The sequence below is a fragment of the Sphingomonas sp. genome (genome assembly GCF_041661885.1).
Lineage (GTDB): Bacteria > Pseudomonadota > Alphaproteobacteria > Sphingomonadales > Sphingomonadaceae > Sphingomonas.
In genome coordinates, this window is the sequence record NZ_JBAZTL010000012.1 from 1 (window position 1) to 16,717 (window position 16,717).

At 60.0% G+C, this 16,717-nt stretch carries 37 protein-coding genes; 2 read left to right on the plus strand and 35 right to left on the minus strand.

Annotation, left to right across the window (positions count from 1 at the left end; genetic code table 11):
* From WC704_RS16820 to WC704_RS16955, 28 genes are all read right to left on the minus strand, one after another.
* A partial coding sequence (locus WC704_RS16820) for a hypothetical protein (protein ID WP_372892014.1) occupies nt 1-220 on the minus strand: 220 nt, incomplete at its 3' end.
* Nucleotides 217-393, minus strand: a complete 177-nt coding sequence (locus WC704_RS16825; RefSeq protein WP_372892016.1) for a hypothetical protein — start codon at nt 391-393, stop codon at nt 217-219. The genes WC704_RS16820 and WC704_RS16825, both read right to left, overlap by 4 nt.
* Nucleotides 390-779, minus strand: coding sequence for a hypothetical protein (locus WC704_RS16830; protein WP_372892018.1), 390 nt, complete (start codon nt 777-779; stop codon nt 390-392). Before WC704_RS16830 ends, WC704_RS16825 begins: the two co-directional genes overlap by 4 nt.
* 2 nt (nt 780-781) lie before the next feature.
* Nucleotides 782-1,066 (minus strand): hypothetical protein, encoded by a 285-nt coding sequence (locus WC704_RS16835; RefSeq protein ID WP_372892020.1) that lies wholly within the window; start codon nt 1,064-1,066, stop codon nt 782-784.
* The gene (locus tag WC704_RS16840; RefSeq protein WP_372892022.1) at nt 1,063-1,677 is read right to left on the minus strand and encodes an NUMOD4 motif-containing HNH endonuclease; all 615 of its coding nucleotides are present in this window, start codon (nt 1,675-1,677) and stop codon (nt 1,063-1,065) included. Before WC704_RS16840 ends, WC704_RS16835 begins: the two co-directional genes overlap by 4 nt.
* A complete protein-coding gene (locus WC704_RS16845) occupies nt 1,661-2,002 on the minus strand; it encodes a hypothetical protein (RefSeq protein ID WP_372892024.1) in 342 nt (113 codons plus the stop codon). The genes WC704_RS16840 and WC704_RS16845 overlap by 17 nt, the downstream gene beginning before the upstream one ends.
* Nucleotides 1,999-2,460 carry a hypothetical protein gene (locus tag WC704_RS16850; RefSeq protein ID WP_372892026.1) on the minus strand — a complete coding sequence of 154 codons (462 nt, stop codon included), beginning with the start codon at nt 2,458-2,460 and terminating at the stop codon, nt 1,999-2,001. The genes WC704_RS16845 and WC704_RS16850 overlap by 4 nt, the downstream gene beginning before the upstream one ends.
* 130 nt (nt 2,461-2,590) lie before the next feature.
* Nucleotides 2,591-2,746, minus strand: coding sequence for a hypothetical protein (locus WC704_RS16855; protein WP_372892028.1), 156 nt, complete (start codon nt 2,744-2,746; stop codon nt 2,591-2,593).
* A complete protein-coding gene (locus WC704_RS16860; RefSeq protein WP_372892030.1) occupies nt 2,743-2,991 on the minus strand; it encodes a hypothetical protein in 249 nt (82 codons plus the stop codon). Before WC704_RS16860 ends, WC704_RS16855 begins: the two co-directional genes overlap by 4 nt.
* Before the next feature lies 1 nt (nt 2,992).
* Entirely contained in the window at nt 2,993-3,298 is a 306-nt protein-coding gene (locus WC704_RS16865) for a hypothetical protein (RefSeq protein ID WP_372892032.1), read from the minus strand.
* A gap of 196 nt (nt 3,299-3,494) precedes the next feature.
* Nucleotides 3,495-3,842 (minus strand): hypothetical protein, encoded by a 348-nt coding sequence (locus tag WC704_RS16870; RefSeq protein WP_372892034.1) that lies wholly within the window; start codon nt 3,840-3,842, stop codon nt 3,495-3,497.
* A gap of 253 nt (nt 3,843-4,095) precedes the next feature.
* Entirely contained in the window at nt 4,096-4,371 is a 276-nt protein-coding gene (locus WC704_RS16875; RefSeq protein WP_372892036.1) for a hypothetical protein, read from the minus strand.
* Nucleotides 4,372-4,549: 178 nt separating this feature from the next.
* The gene (locus WC704_RS16880; protein WP_372892038.1) at nt 4,550-4,765 is read right to left on the minus strand and encodes a hypothetical protein; all 216 of its coding nucleotides are present in this window, start codon (nt 4,763-4,765) and stop codon (nt 4,550-4,552) included.
* A gap of 154 nt (nt 4,766-4,919) precedes the next feature.
* Nucleotides 4,920-5,198 carry a hypothetical protein gene (locus tag WC704_RS16885; RefSeq protein WP_372892040.1) on the minus strand — a complete coding sequence of 93 codons (279 nt, stop codon included), beginning with the start codon at nt 5,196-5,198 and terminating at the stop codon, nt 4,920-4,922.
* Between the two features lie 31 nt (nt 5,199-5,229).
* A complete protein-coding gene (locus tag WC704_RS16890; protein ID WP_372892042.1) occupies nt 5,230-5,568 on the minus strand; it encodes a hypothetical protein in 339 nt (112 codons plus the stop codon).
* Complete coding sequence (locus WC704_RS16895; RefSeq protein WP_372892044.1) at nt 5,565-6,134, minus strand: hypothetical protein; 570 nt, start codon at nt 6,132-6,134, stop codon at nt 5,565-5,567. The genes WC704_RS16890 and WC704_RS16895 overlap by 4 nt, the downstream gene beginning before the upstream one ends.
* Nucleotides 6,131-6,508 (minus strand): hypothetical protein, encoded by a 378-nt coding sequence (locus tag WC704_RS16900; RefSeq protein ID WP_372892046.1) that lies wholly within the window; start codon nt 6,506-6,508, stop codon nt 6,131-6,133. Before WC704_RS16900 ends, WC704_RS16895 begins: the two co-directional genes overlap by 4 nt.
* 67 nt (nt 6,509-6,575) lie before the next feature.
* Nucleotides 6,576-6,782: a hypothetical protein gene (locus tag WC704_RS16905; RefSeq protein WP_372892048.1), complete on the minus strand. Its 207-nt coding sequence runs from the start codon at nt 6,780-6,782 to the stop codon at nt 6,576-6,578.
* Complete coding sequence (locus tag WC704_RS16910; protein WP_372892050.1) at nt 6,779-7,051, minus strand: hypothetical protein; 273 nt, start codon at nt 7,049-7,051, stop codon at nt 6,779-6,781. Before WC704_RS16910 ends, WC704_RS16905 begins: the two co-directional genes overlap by 4 nt.
* Complete coding sequence (locus WC704_RS16915) at nt 7,048-7,782, minus strand: hypothetical protein (protein ID WP_372892052.1); 735 nt, start codon at nt 7,780-7,782, stop codon at nt 7,048-7,050. The genes WC704_RS16910 and WC704_RS16915 overlap by 4 nt, the downstream gene beginning before the upstream one ends.
* Complete coding sequence (locus WC704_RS16920) at nt 7,779-8,009, minus strand: hypothetical protein (RefSeq protein ID WP_372892054.1); 231 nt, start codon at nt 8,007-8,009, stop codon at nt 7,779-7,781. Before WC704_RS16920 ends, WC704_RS16915 begins: the two co-directional genes overlap by 4 nt.
* Nucleotides 8,010-8,082: 73 nt before the next feature.
* A complete protein-coding gene (locus WC704_RS16925) occupies nt 8,083-8,475 on the minus strand; it encodes a hypothetical protein (RefSeq protein ID WP_372892056.1) in 393 nt (130 codons plus the stop codon).
* Between the two features lie 166 nt (nt 8,476-8,641).
* Complete coding sequence (locus tag WC704_RS16930; protein WP_372892058.1) at nt 8,642-9,628, minus strand: site-specific DNA-methyltransferase; 987 nt, start codon at nt 9,626-9,628, stop codon at nt 8,642-8,644.
* A complete protein-coding gene (locus WC704_RS16935; protein WP_372892060.1) occupies nt 9,619-10,983 on the minus strand; it encodes a helicase-related protein in 1,365 nt (454 codons plus the stop codon). Before WC704_RS16935 ends, WC704_RS16930 begins: the two co-directional genes overlap by 10 nt.
* On the minus strand, nt 10,983-11,438 hold the full coding sequence (locus WC704_RS16940; RefSeq protein WP_372892062.1) for a hypothetical protein: 456 nt from the start codon (nt 11,436-11,438) through the stop codon (nt 10,983-10,985). The genes WC704_RS16935 and WC704_RS16940 overlap by 1 nt, the downstream gene beginning before the upstream one ends.
* A gap of 5 nt (nt 11,439-11,443) precedes the next feature.
* Nucleotides 11,444-11,650 (minus strand): hypothetical protein, encoded by a 207-nt coding sequence (locus tag WC704_RS16945; protein WP_372892064.1) that lies wholly within the window; start codon nt 11,648-11,650, stop codon nt 11,444-11,446.
* 129 nt (nt 11,651-11,779) lie between these two features.
* Nucleotides 11,780-12,772 carry an ATP-binding protein gene (locus WC704_RS16950; RefSeq protein ID WP_372892066.1) on the minus strand — a complete coding sequence of 331 codons (993 nt, stop codon included), beginning with the start codon at nt 12,770-12,772 and terminating at the stop codon, nt 11,780-11,782.
* The gene (locus WC704_RS16955) at nt 12,769-13,695 is read right to left on the minus strand and encodes a PD-(D/E)XK nuclease-like domain-containing protein (RefSeq protein ID WP_372892068.1); all 927 of its coding nucleotides are present in this window, start codon (nt 13,693-13,695) and stop codon (nt 12,769-12,771) included. The genes WC704_RS16950 and WC704_RS16955 overlap by 4 nt, the downstream gene beginning before the upstream one ends.
* 134 nt (nt 13,696-13,829) lie before the next feature.
* Here WC704_RS16955 and WC704_RS16960 point away from each other — a divergent pair, with 134 nt between their 5' ends.
* Together WC704_RS16960 and WC704_RS16965 are read left to right on the plus strand one after the other, a co-directional pair.
* On the plus strand, nt 13,830-14,084 hold the full coding sequence (locus WC704_RS16960; protein ID WP_372892070.1) for a hypothetical protein: 255 nt from the start codon (nt 13,830-13,832) through the stop codon (nt 14,082-14,084).
* A 10-nt stretch (nt 14,085-14,094) separates the two neighbouring features.
* Nucleotides 14,095-14,469 carry a zinc-finger-containing protein gene (locus WC704_RS16965; protein ID WP_372892072.1) on the plus strand — a complete coding sequence of 125 codons (375 nt, stop codon included), beginning with the start codon at nt 14,095-14,097 and terminating at the stop codon, nt 14,467-14,469.
* Between the two features lie 237 nt (nt 14,470-14,706).
* Here WC704_RS16965 and WC704_RS16970 read toward each other — a convergent pair whose 3' ends face one another.
* The 7 genes from WC704_RS16970 to WC704_RS17000 form a co-directional block, all read right to left on the minus strand.
* Nucleotides 14,707-14,901: a helix-turn-helix domain-containing protein gene (locus tag WC704_RS16970; RefSeq protein WP_372892074.1), complete on the minus strand. Its 195-nt coding sequence runs from the start codon at nt 14,899-14,901 to the stop codon at nt 14,707-14,709.
* A complete protein-coding gene (locus WC704_RS16975; protein ID WP_372892076.1) occupies nt 14,898-15,137 on the minus strand; it encodes a hypothetical protein in 240 nt (79 codons plus the stop codon). The genes WC704_RS16970 and WC704_RS16975 overlap by 4 nt, the downstream gene beginning before the upstream one ends.
* Nucleotides 15,134-15,313, minus strand: coding sequence for a hypothetical protein (locus WC704_RS16980; protein WP_372892078.1), 180 nt, complete (start codon nt 15,311-15,313; stop codon nt 15,134-15,136). Before WC704_RS16980 ends, WC704_RS16975 begins: the two co-directional genes overlap by 4 nt.
* Nucleotides 15,310-15,645, minus strand: a complete 336-nt coding sequence (locus WC704_RS16985) for a hypothetical protein (RefSeq protein ID WP_372892080.1) — start codon at nt 15,643-15,645, stop codon at nt 15,310-15,312. Before WC704_RS16985 ends, WC704_RS16980 begins: the two co-directional genes overlap by 4 nt.
* Before the next feature lie 121 nt (nt 15,646-15,766).
* Nucleotides 15,767-15,940 carry a hypothetical protein gene (locus tag WC704_RS16990; RefSeq protein ID WP_372892082.1) on the minus strand — a complete coding sequence of 58 codons (174 nt, stop codon included), beginning with the start codon at nt 15,938-15,940 and terminating at the stop codon, nt 15,767-15,769.
* Complete coding sequence (locus WC704_RS16995) at nt 15,937-16,332, minus strand: hypothetical protein (protein WP_372892084.1); 396 nt, start codon at nt 16,330-16,332, stop codon at nt 15,937-15,939. Before WC704_RS16995 ends, WC704_RS16990 begins: the two co-directional genes overlap by 4 nt.
* On the minus strand, nt 16,329-16,505 hold the full coding sequence (locus WC704_RS17000) for a hypothetical protein (protein WP_372892086.1): 177 nt from the start codon (nt 16,503-16,505) through the stop codon (nt 16,329-16,331). Before WC704_RS17000 ends, WC704_RS16995 begins: the two co-directional genes overlap by 4 nt.
* Between the last annotated feature and the right edge of the window lie 212 nt (nt 16,506-16,717).

Consider the following 16,717-nt stretch of genomic DNA (forward strand, 5'->3'; position numbering starts at 1 on the left):
CCTCGCACCCGCCAATGGCGAGGATTAGGCCGATCTGCATGTCGTCTAGCGACAACGAAACGCGGCCATCGCTAACGCCGAAACGTCCTACCGACTGCGCTCCCATCGCGGCCTCCAGCTCGTCTGAGAACCGTTGCAACAGTACGCTGGCCTTCGTTCCCCATTGCGGGTCGCAGGCATGCTCGCGCATCTCCGCGACGATCTGCGGGACTGTTTTCATAGACCATGCTCCAGTAGCAGTTTCATCTCGTCGAGCTTCAGCGCGTCATCCATGCTGGTGAAGTTCGTCCGGTGGAGCTTGGTGTACGCCCATCGCACAAGCTCTGTCAGGCGCGCAATCTCGGCAGCGCACTCACCGTGCAGATCGCCGTCCGGTTCCTCGTCGAAGCTCATATCTCCCCCTGCATTGCCTTGTCGCCGGATGCTTGGCTCATCATCCCGTTGCCATCGAAGCGGCGCCACTTTCTACGCATCCCGACAACCAGCCGAGCCGCCCGCATGCTCCACGGCAGAACCTCGCTGATGTGGTCCTGTAGATCCTCTTGCACGCCGCCGAACAACCATCCGCCGCAGTGCTTTTGCAGTAGCGCGGCGCCGGCATGGCAGTGCGCGCACATCTTCGCCTGCCACATGTCGCCTTCGGTCTTTCCGGCTGCTCGCATGTATGACTCGCCGGGTTCAATCGTTCTGAAACACTCCCCGCACTTGTGGGACTTCGCAGCCTTCGGCCATGAGCTACTGTAGAAATCGCTTGCTGAACAGGAATCGTACATGCACATGATCACTTCTCCAGCAGCTCTACCCGCATCTGCAACCGACCGATCTCGATCTGCGCCTCGTTGGCCTTGCGGAGCCACTCGTCCCGCTGCTGAGCCATGTCAACGAACGCGGCGCGCGCATCGATGAACCCTTCGGCCTGTGCGGTCAGCGCATCGATCAGTTCTGCGCGCCGCTCCAGCTCGGCGAGGACGAGGGTGAGGTCGGCGTCGTAGCGAAGACCGCTCATATTCTCTGGCGCAACTTCAAGCAGCCGCGCGACGGCCTGATCCAGCGGGGTGGTGGTCATAGGTGTTGCTCCGCTGATACCGCGTTAAGTCGTGCGTATTGGCCCCATGCAGAAAGAGCGGCGGCGTTGTAGGCAGCCGCGGCTGCGTCCTCAGACGCGAACTCACCGAGATATGTCTGCTTGTTGGCCACCCGTATTTGCGCCGTCCACTTGCTGGTTTTCTTATGCCAAGAGACGCCCTTGAATTTGGAGCTAACTGGCTTGCCGCGATGAGTCGCATGCGGAAGTTGGCGCTGCGAGTTCTCCGCTGGCGTTACCCAGCGAAGGTTTATCAGCCTGTTGTTCGTTCTGTCCCCGTCGATGTGGTCGACCTGCGCTCCCGGTGGTCTATCTGCGAGGAATGCGCGCGCTACCAGTCTATGCACGGCGCCCCTAGACCTCTTGCATCGATTAAGCAGGCTAACAAGATGATATCCGCTCGTGTCCGGATAAGGGGACAGGATTCTCTCCGCGAATCGCTGCGGCCTCCCAAGAGAATCAATTACCGTACGCGCCTCGCTGCGCACGCGCCCATGGGATGACACGCTGTACATGCCCTCGTATCCGGATACAGGCGCCCATAATTCTTCGTCGTTCTTCATGCGCATAGATCCTCTATAAATCGCCGGCATCGAAAAGAGCCGACGCCAACGCGAGCGCGGTCAGGCGCTCGGCGCGGCCTTCGGGTGAGGCAGCGTGAGCATAAGGCGTATTGCATGGTGTGTTGAACACGGCCGGCAGTTCAACGCATAGGAAGATCGTCTCCTCCTCCAAAATCCTCACTGCCGCCCGGTCGTAGACGTTCATCGTGGGACGGTACGGCTTGCACTGCTGGCAGCGTTTGCGTGCGACGTAGGAGAATCCACGCGCGCCGCAGTCGGGGCACGACCAGTGCAAGCGCCCGTTACGACGGACAAGACAGCCGCCGATGTTCTCGTAGTGCAGTTGTTGTGTCACTTCACACCTCGTTCTGCTTTGATGGCAGCGAGCCATCCATCGAACCTCTTCGAGTCCGGCGTCGGCGAGAATCCGAAGGTGTCCTCAAACCTCACCCGCTCCGCTTCCTCGTCGATGGGCGCGGGCGCTGCTGGCGGGGCGGCGAGGTAGAGGGGAATGAGCGCCGCCCCGTCTTTGCTGCGCCACCCGATTTCCTTTGCTGAAAACACGCTGCCGTCTAGCATGTAGGCTACTGGCTTTTGTGCTCCACAATCACACTCCCCTGCTGGATACGCAGGCTCATTGTGTTTGGCGCAGTCACTTGCGTGGCCGTCCCACGCCACCGCCTCCCCCTTCTCACGCTGGTCGATGTATGCGCGGAGGCGCATGCAATCCTCTGCCTTGTCGTCGTAATAGTCGGACGCGGTTAGCAGTCGCACCAAGGCCTCTCGCGCCTGTTCGTCGGTGATGGGGGTCATGACACGATCCTTGGTGGGAGTTCTCGCATGCAGTAGGAGCAGCGACAAACAGTCACGTTGTCTCCGTTAAAGTTCGGGCGCGTGTGCAAATGCGCAGAGCGATGGAACCCCAACCAGCACAGGATTGCTCTCACTTCAATTCCTCCGGGTCAATTCCAAATGCGCGGGCGAGGGCTTCGAACCTGACTCTTCGGTGTTCGTTGCTTTGCGCAGTGCCGCCACAAACGACCTCAAAAATCCTCGCATCGATGTACGCCAGCAGGGCTTTCAGTTGTTCGGGGGTCACGTTCCATCTCCGCAGAGAGCGTCGCCTTTACGTGCGCGCCGATGCCAATTTGTATCCAACGGAGGATTGGCACGCACAGCTTCAACTGCGGCGTCAAAATCTCTCTGTGCCTGATTCAGCGCATTACGCGCATCGCACTCACGCCGGCTCGCTGCGTCCGCCTCAGCTTTCACAATGTCGTGTCGCTCGCGAGCTTCGCGCAATGCCTTGGATGCTTCCTCAATCGTCAACTGTTCGGTGGTCATGTCATCGGCCTCCGAGCATGTCGTCTAGTTCTCGCTCATGAACACCGTGCGCTAAACGATCCATCCGTTCGATTTCAGCGATGAGCAGCGCAGCAGATCGAATCATGTTTCGCCTACGAGATTTCGGCTTCCACCACTTTTTAGACCACGGCCACGCGGCCGGCGGCTCAACACTCCGCACATCTGCATAGCAAGCCGCCGCGCGGCACAGCGACCAATCGTCGTGCTTATCGTCATGCTCTGGAATCCAGCCTTCGACTTCGATTTGCCTGCGGCGCTCTGCTGCGATTTCGTCGATTACGCTCATGGTTGGTTCTCCTTCATCACCGTGTCAATCTGCGTCCCGAGTTCGTCTTGTGCGGCGCCAAGCCCGAACATCCAATTACGAGCACGCGCCAAACATTCGCAGACTTTTGCGTATGCCTCTGGGTTTATCGGTTGACGCGATGCGACGCTGAATGTGCCGTCTGGGTGTTTGACGTAGTAGATCGGCTGTGGGGTATTCATTTTAATTCCCCATGGCTCTTTTGTGGCTTCAAAACGAGAATCGGCTGCTCACCCTCGCTGTAGTCAGGCGCGTCTGGGTCTTCGTCGTCGTAGTCCTTTTCCACCATCGGGCAGTTGTCGCAACAGCACTCGCGGTAGTCTGGTTCCCATGTCGCATACGGATGGTCCGGGTTTTTGCATGATGGGTTGCATCCGCCATGTTTATCATCGCGGTGCTCGCACCCAGCGCGGAAGTCCTGAAATCTGTATCCATGGTAGTTGCCGTAGCTGTTGTAGTAGCTGCGCTCCCAGAATTTTTCTGGGCCACGCGCAATCTCGTGCAGATCTTTATCGTTCTTGGTCATCCATTCTCTCCTTCTTGCTTGGGCTGGGCGCGGCGGTTCCATTTCTGCGTTGCGGCATCGACGTTAGGTGCTGCCCCGCACATTGCTCCGCATCCGCCCGGACCGCCGGGGCGTGAGGCGTCGCAAACAACATGCACGGTATCGTCGTTCTCGCCAGTCCAATCATCACCGGCAAGATCGCTGGCCCAAACGTGCGTGAGCGTGTCGCCACGGCCGCAGAAAGGACAGCAGAGCAACTCATCGCGGGGCGCGGTCATGCGTTGCCCAACCAGTAGTTGCAGTCGTAGCACTTCACGCTCTTGTATCCGGGCTTTGATGCGCCGTGCTGCGCGCCGTGATTCCAACCGGTGCCGTTGCAGGTTTTACACTTCACCGGCTCCACCTCCACAATCCGCACCGGCACGACGGAGTAGCCGAGGGATTCGAAGTAGCAATACTTCTCTGCGCAGAGTTTTATCCACTCACGATCCTCACCGCAGATTGTGCGCTCCAGCGTCCCATCCGGGCGCTTCAAACAGTAGAGGGTCATGGCAGGAAGTGTCCAACTAGAAAGGATACGGCTCCAAACAAAAGTCCGAGACCGATGAAAAGGTCTCCAATGTTTGAAGTGTCAGGCCCATAGAACGCACCTTTTCGTGGGCGATTCCAGAAGTACATTGCTCCAAGGAAAAGGGCCAGAGGAAAGATCCACCAGTGCAGTGTGAGGGTCATGGCTTCTTCTCGGTGAGAGCTAGGATGGATTGCTTAATACCTTCGCAGGTGTCTGCATCCCAATCTTCTGCACGTATGAATCCGTCAACTACTTCGTCAGCTTCCCGAATCGCAGCTTCGCGGATTGCGGCGACGAACTTGAGCACAGACCACTTGAGTTCTTTGTCCAGACCGTACTTCTTCGCCAGCGCAATCACTTCCTCGTCGGTCATGCGGGGTTCTCCATGCGTCGACTGCGGAGTTTCTTTTTATGCACGCTGCCGGTTCTGCCCGAAAGGAGCCTGTGTGAGGGTTTGGCGCGGCTACCGTGTTTTAGCTTTTGTTTTGCTTGGTGGCGCACCTTTCGGGTGTGTGTTTGCTTGGTAGTCATGTGGGGTTCTCCGGCAGGCACAACCAGTATTCGTGTTTCTCGTTAGCGCGATCGCTCGGCTTCTCGGGGTTCCAGTCCCACGTCGTTCGCGCTTCAATGACCGGGAAATAGCTCCCGGCAAATCCATAGCTGGTTTCCATGCGACTACGCGTCGGATCGCCATGGGCTTGGCCACACGGCGCGCTGAATGACCCGAACACGACCAACTCCGGATGCGCGGCGCGGATGACGGCCCACACTTCTGCGCTCGTGCGCATCTTCCTGTAGTCGCTCATGCGGGGTTCTCCTTGAGGGCGGCGTCGATATCTACAACTGTTCATATGCCATCCGGCGAACTTCCCACAGAGCGTCTTCGACGGCCGGTCCGGTACTTCTTTCGTGCGAGTACTCGGCGATTGCACGTAGTGTCGCCAGAGCATCTTGCTTCTGTGCAAACTCATCGCGCAGCAGTTCGTCGCTTTTGTCGAGCCGCTTCTTCGTTGCATCCAGTTCTACTTTCAGACGCTCTATTTCCGCAGCCTGCGAACGAAGGGCGGCGGACTGGTCGGCAATGAGGTTGAACAAGTGGACGTGCGGCGTCATGCCTTGTGCAAGTTCGCTGCGTAGAGCCGCATCCGCGCGGGCTTGTAGGTCGGCGAGGTTCACGGCTGCACCTTGTAGGCGACGATGTCGCCAGCGCGTAGTTCGTCAGATCGGTGTGACCAATTGAAACGGCCAGCCTTGCCTGTAGATTCATCGCCGTCGCGCAGCCGGATTGATACGCGTGCATCGACGGACATCGGGCACGCTCCGCCCCTCCACTCGATCCAGCCGTCGTCGGCGCGGTCCTTAAACGTCGTCTCTATCGTGAACGTGTCCCCCGGATTGAGCGTCGCCGGAATCGCCGTGTGATGCGTCACTCCGTGGCAATCACACACCCGCACGCTAGGCGCATTGCCGCGACCGCAGCGCGGGCAGAGCCAGCCGGTGTTGATGGGCTTGACCGGGGCATGGCAGGCATGGCCGCTGTTCCATGGGAGCGTCTGCCCGCAGTTCTCGCACTTCCATCCGTCAGCCGACTGCGTAGCCGCCTTCGCCGCGCTGACCAGTTCGTACTCGCCGTCGGGCAAATTGACACACCCATTGAGCGGGCCTGTGGCGCTGCCGCACTCACTACGGAAGCGAACGTGGACGAGTCTCTTGCCGGTAACGGTCACGAACGTGCGGGTCATTTCCCATCTCCGTCTACGCCCGCCGCATTCTTCAACGCCTGCTTGGCCAGCCCATACAGCTCCGCAGCCTCCTTACTCAGTGGCTCGACCACCTCGTCTCGCGTGAGCGCCGGCAAGATGATCATCGCGGCTGCGGTCTTGCTGCTGGGGATCAGGGCGGACACGGTCATCGTCACCGCAGCGACGGCGCAAGCGATCTTCAGCGGCTTGCGGACAATCGTGTGAGACTTGTCGCCGTAGCCGTCGGTTGCCGAGACGATGAAAACGATGCCGAGCACGACGGCCACGATCGCGGCGAGAAACGCCACAATCGCGACGGCCACGACAATGCTGTCGAGCTGCATCACCAGATACACGTCAAATGCTGAGATCATTTTCCTTCTCCGTACTTCCGCCGCTCCTTCGCGCGACGTGCCTTCCGTCTGTCCTGCGATTTCGCGCTCATATTCCCGTCCTCGTGTTTTCCAGTAGCCAGTTCTGCAACGTCTTGAGGTTCACGCTGTGCCCCTCGTCGCGCAGATGCTCGCGTATCTCGGACGGCTTCCATCCGCGTTGCCGCAGCAGCCTGGCGCGCAGTACGACGTGGTCCGGATGCTTGACCCGATGGTTGTCGACGCCTGTGCGGATGAACCCGTTGATGATCGTCATAGCAGCCCCCGCGACCATGCTACGACCGCGTGAAACGCGATGTACGCGCCGGTGGCTGCGATGATGCCGATGCTCCACGCGAGCGCGCGACGGTCGTCCATGCCGGCTGCCGATACGTCCACGGCATATACGATGCGCTTGCAGACGTTGTGCGTGCCGCCGATGCGTGTCACGCGATGGACGATTCCGGCGTAGATCAGGAAGTCGCCGGGGCGCACGCTGTAGTTCGCCACGATGGCGCGCTCCTGGATGCGGTCGAGGAGGTTCACGAGGCCACCTTGCAATGTTCAACGATAGACGCGCTGGCTTCCTTTAGCAGCCTCACAACCTCGTCATACTCGCCAGCGGCGCTTGCCGCGCCCAACGTCCCGGAAAGAGTCTTTGCAAACTCGTCTATGTGATAAGACCCGTCCTCCCAGCTATTCGGCGGCTCTACGTTACGGCTGGCCAGTAGCTCAGCAAACTCCCTGCGCAACTCGCGGAAGTGATACCAAGCGGCCCACGTAGAATCGTGAAACAGGCGATCTACAGCGGCCTGCATGTGGAGCTTCCCGAGGTCCTTGGCGTGAAGAAACTCCGGGCGACTATGCATGCTGTTCGTTTCCACGGCAGCCACCGCATCGCCTGCAACTTTGCACTCCGCTTCCGTCGCAAACAGCATTGACTCGTTGTACACGGAGCCGGAACCGACGCCGGTTTCCACGCACATATAGGAAACCTTGTCGCGATCCGTCTCGGCCGTGTCAATGCGAACTGATCCAATCGTCAACTCGCGCACTGCGGCAGTCCGCGCCGTATAGCGGAGGCTCGGCATCTCTCTCACAATGTTGCGGCCAGAACAACGCGGGCAAGCCACAATGAGCGCGCCGCCTGCCGGCGTGGACACGGCCCATTTCTTCGTGCCAAGGCAATCAGGGCACGGCCATTCGCGTTCGACGTGCGTGGTGTAGTAATTCCACACCTTGTCGCCGATGGCATACTTCGGGGTCGGTATGTTCATGACACGAACGCCAGCACATACAGCGCCGTCATCGCCAGCAGTCCGGCAGCGATCAGCAGGCCCGACGAGGCGTCAATGCTGTCGCGCTCCGTCGCATGCGTGCGCGCGTCGGCGAACTGCGGCGCCTGGTCACGGTACAGCCGCGCCTCGCGCGCAGCGATGATCCGCTCGCAGATACAGTGATGCCCCGGAGCTGCGGTGCAGTCGTGGCAGTAGTGTCTTTTCATCTCGTTCTCCCGTTGAATGTAGGAACAGCCTACAGCATCACTCGCACGGTGGACAATTGCATTTTTTGATTGATCAGCGCGGGACGATAGGCGCAGCATCAGGCCCGCCAGTCAGACGCACGCGAATCTCCCCGCCCTTGCGCACCTCGTCCTTGAGGTACGGATGCGGCACGAACCGATGATCATCGATGCCGAGTGCGTCAGCGATGCCGTCTATCTGCGCTTTGCTCGCGCTCAGGCAGTTGTCCGTGTCGCGCTGGCGCCGGTCTGGCGGGTAGTAGTCGAGCCATAGGTGCAGACGGCCATCCGGCAGCGCGATCTTGTTCCAGCCGGCAGCTACAGTGACGTACCAGGCCGTCTCGATGCGCGCCATCTTCACCAGCTTTGAACGTCGCGCCCAGTGAATTCGCGCGTTTGGCGACAGTCGGCGATCAGGCCACGGCAGCCGCAGTTCGGCGGCGATCACAGCATTGCCCCGCGCGTCCGATACGTCACCCAGTCCCTGATACAGGACTCTCCAACGCTGATCCCAAGTCTGCTGTAAATCTCCCGCGCTATCCGGCCGTAGCCGTGGCCGAGGGCGCGTAGTTCGTGGGCCAGGCGGACGGCTTCCTTTGGATGAGCGGCGCGGGTCATGCCATATCCTCCGCTATCGTCAGATCGAGTTCCATGTTGCGAACGTCTGGCTTGATCCCTTTCTCGGCCATCTCGATATTCTTCACCGCCTGCCGGTAGTAGCTTTCCTTGAGTTCGATCCCGATGCCGCGACGGCCATTGACGACGGCGCCGTAGACTTCCGATCCAACGCCCATGAACGGCGTGAGGATAGTTTCGCCGCGATTGCTGCCGAGAATGACGGCGCGCTCGATAACATCGAGCTGCAACGGATGGACGTGCTTCTCGTCGTCAGGATCGCTGCCGCCCTCGTAAGGCAGAACGACGTTCATGCGGATGTCATCCCAAAAGCAGGACGCATACTGGCGCCAGATCCAATGAGAGAACTTGTTCTCGGTCTGCTTTCCAGTCCAGCCGCGGTACGCGAACAGTTCTGCTGGCATCTGCCGCTCGCCTGCGTATTCCATCATGCCGGTAGGATGCGCGACAGGAACCGGGTTCTCTCCCTTCTTGCGGAACACCAGCAGGTAGTCAGCTGAAGCTACGCCAGACTTGGTGCTGTCCTCGCACAGATTGTTGTGTTGCAGGTTCTTCTGCATCGTGCGGATTCGCACGGAAAGCGGCTCTTTCCAGATGCAATGCCGCTTGATGTACGAGAAACCGAGCCGCTTGTGCAGGCGGATGATGTCGCCGGGGAAATCTTCCAGGTCGTCGGCTCCGCTGTTCGATAGCGGCACGTCCATGCAGTGAACATAGCTCAGCCGGCCCGGAATCGTTACGCGGTGAATCTCGCGCACAATGTATTCGTAGTGCTCGAAAAATCCGTCGTAGCCGTCGCAGTTCGACAGATCGCGCTCGCTGCTGCTGTAGTTGTACAGCCCGCCGAACGGGGGAGAGTAGATGGACATATGCACCTTCCCGTCCGGCAGCGCGCTCATTACCTCCATGCAATCGGAATTATATATAGCGGCTTGTTCGGTGATGCGCTGCGCAATTACAGCCATGAGGGCAACTCCTCTTTCGTGTTCAGTTTGTTGATGCGGTGGATGCCGAGTTCCTGGTTCATCTCGGCGACGAGGTTCGCGAACATCTGGTCAGCCTGACGAGCCTTGCGCTGCAGGTTCTTCAACACGTCGGACTCGCCTTCGGTGGCAACGATATCGACGGTTACCGGCCGCGTCTGACCGAACCGCCAGCAGCGGCGGATGCTCTGGTAATACTGCTCGAACGAATGCGACGGGAAAAACGTGACGTGGTTGCAGTGCTGGAAGTTCAGCCCCCAGGCGCCGATCTTCGGCTTTGTCACCAGCACGCGCGCCTGGCCTTCCGCGAACGCGATCAGCTTTTCTTCCTTAGCCTCGTCTGAGTCAGAACCGCTCACCTGAACGGCATCCGGGATGAGCGATTCCAGAAGATCGCCCTCATCGTTGAGGTGGCACCATACAAGCGCCGGCTGGCCAGTGTTTGCCACTAGGCTGGCGACCTTCTCGCAGCGTTCTGCGATGGTGCGCCGACGCTCGTCGCGCTGCTCTTTGAGCCCTGCAGCTGGCAATGCGAACAGCATACCGTCCGGCAACGTGCGCGCCTCGACAACGTGCTGGTTCTCGATCAACTCCGGCAGAATGAATCGAGAATCATCGAAACCCAGGTCTGACGGCTTGCGGCAGGCGCGCGCCCATGAACAGACCCAGCGCCAGAACGGGCGTTCGGCATGCCCTTTGAATCGCCACTTGATGACCTCGCCGCGCATCCGTCCTTGCGCGCTGTTGTTCAGGTCGTTCTTGAAGAACTTGTTCAGCATGTCCATGTGCCCGAGGTATCCGAGCGCCTCGCTAGACGTGCCGAGTTCGATGAAGTCGTTCGGCGCCGCTGTCGCCGTCACCAGCAGACGATACGGCACCTTGCGCATGAATCGCGTGATCTCTGATTTGCGCGCGCCGTCGAAGCTCTTGAGGATGCTGGACTCGTCGCATGCCACGCCGACGAAATCATCAGGTGAGAAATGGTGCAGGCTTTCGTAGTTCGTGATGGTGATGTGTCCAAGACCAGTACCGTCGCGAGAACGGACAACCTCGATCCCGAACTTTTCTGCCTCCTTCTTGATCTGCGCCGCAACTGCCAGAGTCGTCAGAAACAGAACGCGGCCATTAGTTTTCTGCACGATGTTCTGCGACCAGACGAGGGATATCGGAGTCTTGCCAAGGCCGCAGTCTGCGAAGATGGCGGCCCGCCCTTTCCGCACCGACCAATCAACGAGGTCGGCTTGGAAGTCGAATAAGTAGCCAGGCATGAACAGCGGCTCGAATCCTGACTCGGCCCCGCCATGCGTCTTGCGGTCGATGAAGTCGGCGTAGTCCATCAATGCATCTCCCCACTCAACAACTTGACGAAATCCGGCTTCAGCATGTCAAGATCGCGACTCGTCCGCATCCCCAGATTCGACAGCCCGCCGAATTTGCGGATGATCCGTTGCAGCCGGCCGTCCTCCGGCATGCGGTCGCAGCGGATCGACTCCCTAAACTGCTGCCACGACTCTGCGGCTGCGTCGCGGGCCGTTGCGACGGTCTGGCGGGCATCCGCGAACAGACCGCGCCATCCTGACGCCGTGGCCTGATCCAGCACGTCTGCGATGTCGACGCCGGTCGCACGCATCTTGTCGAGCCGGCGCAGGGCGGCGCGTGTGGAAGTAACGGTCAGGGGATATGCCGACGTGTTGCGCGCGGACTCGAAATCACGCCACGAGTCCTTGGGCAGCCACGCCGGCATGTCCGCCTCCGGCAATACGAACGGTTCGGCTTTCGGATTGCGCGGCATGGCGCCTACTCCTGATCGCCCTGACCAACCGGCTGCGCGTCGATCACGCCGCCGCCGCTGCGCATGTGCGCCATCACGAACGCCGTGGACGCGCGCTTGCACTCGAACCCGACCGCACGCAGCACGAACGCGCGAACGTCATGTGCGTTTTCGGCTTCGATGAGATTGACCTTGTCGTTGAAGTGAACTTCGTACGGCGCTTTGCTGGACATCGTTTGACTCCTGAAATGGGGTAGCGGGTAGCTCTTTGACGGTGAGCCGATAACCGTGTTTGTCATGCAACTGTGAAACGGGCCGCGCCTGGCGCTCGCGGTAGTCTGCGATCATGGCCGACAGTCGTTCTACGGGGATGCCGTCGATTCCTTCACGCGCTTGAGGTGGACCTTGTACATCGCCTGCGCGTCGAGCAACTGCGCCTTGTCGATTCCTTTCTCGTTCGTGACCCATGTCGTTCTCAGATCCTCCACGGTGTCGCACTGGGCGAGGGCGAAGTCGAGCGTTTCGAGGCTGATTGGATCGGCTGGCGCAGCGTCGACAGCCGTCGACGCCTCCTGACGCTTCGTCCCGCCGCGCGCCCACTCGGCCATCAGTCTGCCGTGTTCTTCGGTGAGCGTTTGTCCGTCGGAGAACATCTTTTTGAACTGCTCTGGCATCTTGATGATGAAGTCCTCTCCGACCTTGTCGGAGTGCCAAATCGGGACGCCCTTCCCGTTCGGCGGAATGATGCAGGTAATCGTCATGCCGAATACCAATTCAATCGGAGCAATCGGCATCCAGCCGATCTTTACCGGCTCCATCTTCCCGCGATCGTTCTTGCGCTGCTCGGTCTTTTCCTTCGCGCGGAACGTGTAGATAACGGGCGTCTTGATGCGGCCAAGCCCACGGCGCATTTTCTCGCGCGACTGTTTCGGCTTGATCCATGCGGCCTGAGAGCAACGCTCACGCTTGCTGAAATCGTTGCCGGCCATGCGGTCGAGTTCTTCGTCATGCCACTCAAGCACGCCGCCCGTGCCCTCGTGCTCGTCGCTCATGTTGTCAACGATGATCGCCGCTGTCGTCGGCAGATCGAACTGCTGAACGGCCGCAAGGAAATCAGTCGGGCGGAAAGGCGGCTCGAAGTTCACGTGCTTGAACTTGAAATAGTCGGCGTAATGCGAGGCGCGGCCGAAGTCAGTATCGATGACGATGATGTCGCCGCCGCGTACCTTTTGAATGCCTGCAGCCAAACGCAGCGCGGACCAAGTTTTCCCTGCCCCCGGAGGGGCTACCAATCCAATGGCCAAACACACGTCGCGGCGCTCTGCCGGCTTTGCATCAAATTTACGTCCACTCATGACATTGCCCCGGTGAGAATGTCCAACTTCCGCAGCTCGCGCGGTCCATCCACGCGCGGATTCAGCGACTCGTCCGTCTCATACCGCGTCTGCCACTGCGTCAGCGCCCACGACGGCGGCTCGGCAATGAGGATGTCGGTCGAGTAGCCCGGCCAGACGTTCGTGCGCAGCGCGTGATCCCATAGCGCGACGCCCACGTCGATCTGCTGGCGCGCCATTTCGAGGCCGGCTTCGGACAGTTCAATCGGCGGCGATACGGCGTGCGGCTCATTCTGTTCGCCGAACACGAATCCGAACGTACGCCGGCCGACGTTGTCAGGGTCGAGCGCGTCGAGTCCGCGCAGGTAGAAGCCGGCCTGAATGTGATAGTTGCTGTCGTAGATACGGCGGGCTGCGGCCATCGGCGCGACGGATGCCGTAGAGGTCTTGAGATCAGCCGCCCGCATCAAGTCGCGCGTAACGATGTCCAGCATCGCGCGGCGCCACATGCCGTTTTCCTGCCAAACGAACGAGTGTTCAACGAGACAGTCAGCGACGTGTGCGCCAAGGTAGTCCTCCAGCGCCTCGCGCAGCGGCGTGGCGAGGCTTTCGGCGTCGGCGTAGTCCGATTGCAGGCAGGGAATCTTACGCGCCGCCTGTGCCGCGTCGCGGGCCTCCTGCGCGGCCTTCGTGCGGTAGTTCTCGGCTGCGATGATCTGGACATCGGCGCCGACCCCGAGCGCGAGCTTGTGCGCAACGCTGCCAATCTCGGCAGCACGCGAGGTGTTCGGCTTCCAGTTCGGGTTCAGCTTCGGGTGCGCGTGCCAAGCGTGCAGCAGCGATTCCGACAGCACGATCTTGAGGATGCTGGCCGACAGCGAAACCTTCGGCGCCGGGTCGGCGTGGTAGGTTTCAGCGTCGAGATTGTGCAAGCCTGGTTGCATGTGTGTCTCCCTGTGGATAGCCCAATCGTATGCTCATCCTACGGCACAGTAAACACAATTTTCGCTATTGATTGTCGTCTGTTCATTGCGAAATACAATGCACGCCGTCGTCGGAATGGCATACACTCGCCGGCATGAACCTGCAAGAGCTTTACGACGAGGCCGGACAGCCGGCAATTGATGCGCTGGCGTTTAAGCTAGGCATGAGTTCCGCGTACCTGTCCCTGATCCGCCGTGGCCATGAGCGGCCATCGCCAAAGACGGCGCAGCGGATGGTGGCGTGCGAACAGCGATTGCGGCTGGAATCGCTAAGGCCAGATATCTGGAAGGACAACGCCAGTGTTAAGCCGCGGACCGACCGCAGCGAAGCGAAGGGAGGGTCGGCTTGAGCGCCGGGTTATGCGTATCTACTGCTGCGGGTGCGGATGCGACGTGGAGGCCAGACTTACAGATGGCCGAGAGATATATGCGCACCGCGCCGACCTTGCAACGCTGCCGTTTTGGAAGTGCGACGCCTGCGGGAATTACGTTGGGTGCCACCACAAAACAGCGAAGCGGACGCAGCCGCTGGGCTGCATCCCCACGCCAGAACTGAAGGTGGCTCGGCAGCACATACACGCACTGATAGACCCGATCTGGCAAAGCGGGAAGATGGACCGCAAAGAGCTTTACAGGAGGCTAAGCGATGAACTCGGATGGAAGTACCACACAGCAAAGATTCGCAGCGTTGAAGAAGCCCGCACGGTGTACGCAGCGGCTCGCCGATACGCATAACTAGATGTTAGACGACAAAATGACGCCTAACCAGACAAACGAGAATCGTTATCTGCTGACGCTCACGGGGCTGCGCGAGGACATATGGCCGGCTCAGAGCGTCGCCCACTAAAAAGCCCCACCAGGGGCACCCGGCAGGGCTTATATCGGATTCAGGCTGCGCTCGCCTTCGTGTACCTACCGATAGCTACGTACTATCAATATGCGCCTGTGCGATAGGGAATGCAAATTACCCAGTCACGCGAGCCGATACTCCGCAACCCGCTTCCCGGACCGTACCGTTCGCATCCGCGTGATGATGTCGTGGCCGCGCTGGCGTAGTTCCAGAACTCTTGCACCGAGCCTCAGCACGTCGAACCGCCGCAGCGCCTCCAGCGCCGTCAGCGGGCGACCGGAGCGAAGGTGACGCAGGATGGCGTCAGTCTGGCTCATGTTTTCTGTCCCGTTTGTGCAGTCCACGCGCGCGCCAATGTTTCGACGATAAACAACGGGGTAAATTCTCCAGAATCGACAAAGTGCCACAACCCTGCGTATTCCCTCCTGACTTTCCTTGTGCGTTGTTTTTTCCAGAACATGGCGCCTTCCTGTACATCGACTTCTGCGATGTATTCCGTATCGAGCGCACTTTTCCCTCGCGTCTCGATAAGCCTGAAATTCGTAATCCTCATGGCTCGTCCCTGTTGATGTCCACGCGGTAGTAGTCGTCCTCGGCGTCGCGCCGCGCCTCTGCCCGTGCGTCAGCCTGTGCGTGCCACAGCTCGCGCTCGATCTCAGACTGCTTGATCGGATCGATCTCGGCCGCGAGAAGCGCCATCAGGTGGGTGATCTCGGCGTAGACGCTCACGGCAGATCCCCGATGCGCTCGATCAGGTCCAGCGTAGACTCCGTCCCCGGCGAATAGAGCATGAACAGGCCGTTGAACGCCCACGACGAAGCGTCGGAGATGCCGTCGCCTGATACGACCACTCCGAGCGCAACATCGACGCGCTTTCCGCGTATGCGAGCAACGCCGATTTCGTACACCCGCGCCACAGTTCCGCCGCGCGTGCGGTACAAGCCGGGACCGTTGACGACGACAGGGCGGTTGATCTCGGCGGCTTCCTGAGCCGCGAAGATAGCTGCGTTCAGCGCCTCACGCTGGCGGATCATGTCCTCAATGCTCTGCGTATCGGTCACTTGAGACTCCTGTAGGTGTACTGGGCCACCGCGACGAACGCGGCGACATAGATGGATGCTGCGATGACAGCGCCGGCCACAACACCGGCCAGCACTGCGACGGGGAATGCGAGGAACGCCCTCACGCGCGCGCCTCTGCGGCCTGGTAGCTCCGCCGCACGTCGATCTCCGGGTGGTAGCCCTCGCGGACCAGAAGCTGCCGCACGTACTCCGGATCGCTGGAGAAACTGCCCAGCGTCTCGATCAACTTGCCGCGCAGGAAGACGTTGTAGGTCTTGCGGGTGACTTCGATCATGGCTTGGCCACCTTGGCGAGCGCGGCGCGGGCGTCGTCGGATGCTTCTGCCTGCACGCGAAAGTCGGTGCTGTTGCCGATGCCGGCCTTCTGGTAGAGGCGCAGCGCCGCCGCCAGCTCGTCGCGCTGACGGATCAATGACATCCGTGTGGCCTCTACTCGATCGATGTAATCAGCGGGATCATCAACACCGGCAAGCGCATTTATGCAGGCGACGATGCGGGCGAGGTCTGCATCGGTCAGTGTCATCCACTCCGAGGCAGACAGCACAGCCTCTCCGTTGCCATCAAAAATGGCTATCGGGGAGGGACTGAATCCGCCGTTTGCATTCCAACCTGCGTACTCTGTATTTACTTTCCACGGCTCCAGCGTCCACTTCTGCCCGCCGCTCACGACCGCGCCTCGCTGGACAAAGAGGCGATGCGGAAGGCCGCCTCGCTTGCCCTGACGATGAGTTTCTCGCAGTACAGAATCTCGTCCATGCGGTTATGCGTCTCGCTGATGCGGAACTGCGTCTCGCATTCGCCGGCGAGTGCCACAATCCGCGCCTTCATCTGCTCGTTCATGTCCTACTCCCTCTGTGCGTCAGTGAATGTAGGCGTAATCTACAGGACTATGGCAGGTCAGTACAATTGCATTTTTCAATCGAAACGCGGATTCTCATAGCCAGCCGCCCGCCGGACACACCTCACGCGATCGTCTCGCACTTTGCCGGGTCGGAGGCGGCTTTTATTCCATTCAGGTATTGGACCGGATAGGCAAGCATTCGACACAATCG

Excerpts from the sequence above, each read along its gene's own strand:
- WC704_RS16825 (WP_372892016.1), bottom strand. The coding sequence starts at position 393 with ATGAGCTTCGACGAGGAACCGGACGGCGATCTGCACGGTGAGTGCGCT.
- WC704_RS16830 (WP_372892018.1), bottom strand. The coding sequence starts at position 779 with ATGTGCATGTACGATTCCTGTTCAGCAAGCGATTTCTACAGTAGCTCA.
- WC704_RS16835 (WP_372892020.1), bottom strand. The coding sequence starts at position 1,066 with ATGACCACCACCCCGCTGGATCAGGCCGTCGCGCGGCTGCTTGAAGTT.
- WC704_RS16840 (WP_372892022.1), bottom strand. The coding sequence starts at position 1,677 with ATGCCGGCGATTTATAGAGGATCTATGCGCATGAAGAACGACGAAGAA.
- WC704_RS16850 (WP_372892026.1), bottom strand. The coding sequence starts at position 2,460 with ATGACCCCCATCACCGACGAACAGGCGCGAGAGGCCTTGGTGCGACTG.
- WC704_RS16860 (WP_372892030.1), bottom strand. The coding sequence starts at position 2,991 with ATGACCACCGAACAGTTGACGATTGAGGAAGCATCCAAGGCATTGCGC.
- WC704_RS16865 (WP_372892032.1), bottom strand. The coding sequence starts at position 3,298 with ATGAGCGTAATCGACGAAATCGCAGCAGAGCGCCGCAGGCAAATCGAA.
- WC704_RS16870 (WP_372892034.1), bottom strand. The coding sequence starts at position 3,842 with ATGACCAAGAACGATAAAGATCTGCACGAGATTGCGCGTGGCCCAGAA.
- WC704_RS16875 (WP_372892036.1), bottom strand. The coding sequence starts at position 4,371 with ATGACCCTCTACTGTTTGAAGCGCCCGGATGGGACGCTGGAGCGCACA.
- WC704_RS16880 (WP_372892038.1), bottom strand. The coding sequence starts at position 4,765 with ATGACCGACGAGGAAGTGATTGCGCTGGCGAAGAAGTACGGTCTGGAC.
- WC704_RS16885 (WP_372892040.1), bottom strand. The coding sequence starts at position 5,198 with ATGAGCGACTACAGGAAGATGCGCACGAGCGCAGAAGTGTGGGCCGTC.
- WC704_RS16895 (WP_372892044.1), bottom strand. The coding sequence starts at position 6,134 with ATGACCCGCACGTTCGTGACCGTTACCGGCAAGAGACTCGTCCACGTT.
- WC704_RS16900 (WP_372892046.1), bottom strand. The coding sequence starts at position 6,508 with ATGATCTCAGCATTTGACGTGTATCTGGTGATGCAGCTCGACAGCATT.
- WC704_RS16905 (WP_372892048.1), bottom strand. The coding sequence starts at position 6,782 with ATGACGATCATCAACGGGTTCATCCGCACAGGCGTCGACAACCATCGG.
- WC704_RS16915 (WP_372892052.1), bottom strand. The coding sequence starts at position 7,782 with ATGAACATACCGACCCCGAAGTATGCCATCGGCGACAAGGTGTGGAAT.
- WC704_RS16920 (WP_372892054.1), bottom strand. The coding sequence starts at position 8,009 with ATGAAAAGACACTACTGCCACGACTGCACCGCAGCTCCGGGGCATCAC.
- WC704_RS16930 (WP_372892058.1), bottom strand. The coding sequence starts at position 9,628 with ATGGCTGTAATTGCGCAGCGCATCACCGAACAAGCCGCTATATATAAT.
- WC704_RS16935 (WP_372892060.1), bottom strand. The coding sequence starts at position 10,983 with ATGGACTACGCCGACTTCATCGACCGCAAGACGCATGGCGGGGCCGAG.
- WC704_RS16940 (WP_372892062.1), bottom strand. The coding sequence starts at position 11,438 with ATGCCGCGCAATCCGAAAGCCGAACCGTTCGTATTGCCGGAGGCGGAC.
- WC704_RS16945 (WP_372892064.1), bottom strand. The coding sequence starts at position 11,650 with ATGTCCAGCAAAGCGCCGTACGAAGTTCACTTCAACGACAAGGTCAAT.
- WC704_RS16950 (WP_372892066.1), bottom strand. The coding sequence starts at position 12,772 with ATGAGTGGACGTAAATTTGATGCAAAGCCGGCAGAGCGCCGCGACGTG.
- WC704_RS16955 (WP_372892068.1), bottom strand. The coding sequence starts at position 13,695 with ATGCAACCAGGCTTGCACAATCTCGACGCTGAAACCTACCACGCCGAC.
- WC704_RS16960 (WP_372892070.1), top strand. The coding sequence starts at position 13,830 with ATGAACCTGCAAGAGCTTTACGACGAGGCCGGACAGCCGGCAATTGAT.
- WC704_RS16965 (WP_372892072.1), top strand. The coding sequence starts at position 14,095 with ATGCGTATCTACTGCTGCGGGTGCGGATGCGACGTGGAGGCCAGACTT.
- WC704_RS16970 (WP_372892074.1), bottom strand. The coding sequence starts at position 14,901 with ATGAGCCAGACTGACGCCATCCTGCGTCACCTTCGCTCCGGTCGCCCG.
- WC704_RS16975 (WP_372892076.1), bottom strand. The coding sequence starts at position 15,137 with ATGAGGATTACGAATTTCAGGCTTATCGAGACGCGAGGGAAAAGTGCG.
- WC704_RS16990 (WP_372892082.1), bottom strand. The coding sequence starts at position 15,940 with ATGATCGAAGTCACCCGCAAGACCTACAACGTCTTCCTGCGCGGCAAG.
- WC704_RS17000 (WP_372892086.1), bottom strand. The coding sequence starts at position 16,505 with ATGAACGAGCAGATGAAGGCGCGGATTGTGGCACTCGCCGGCGAATGC.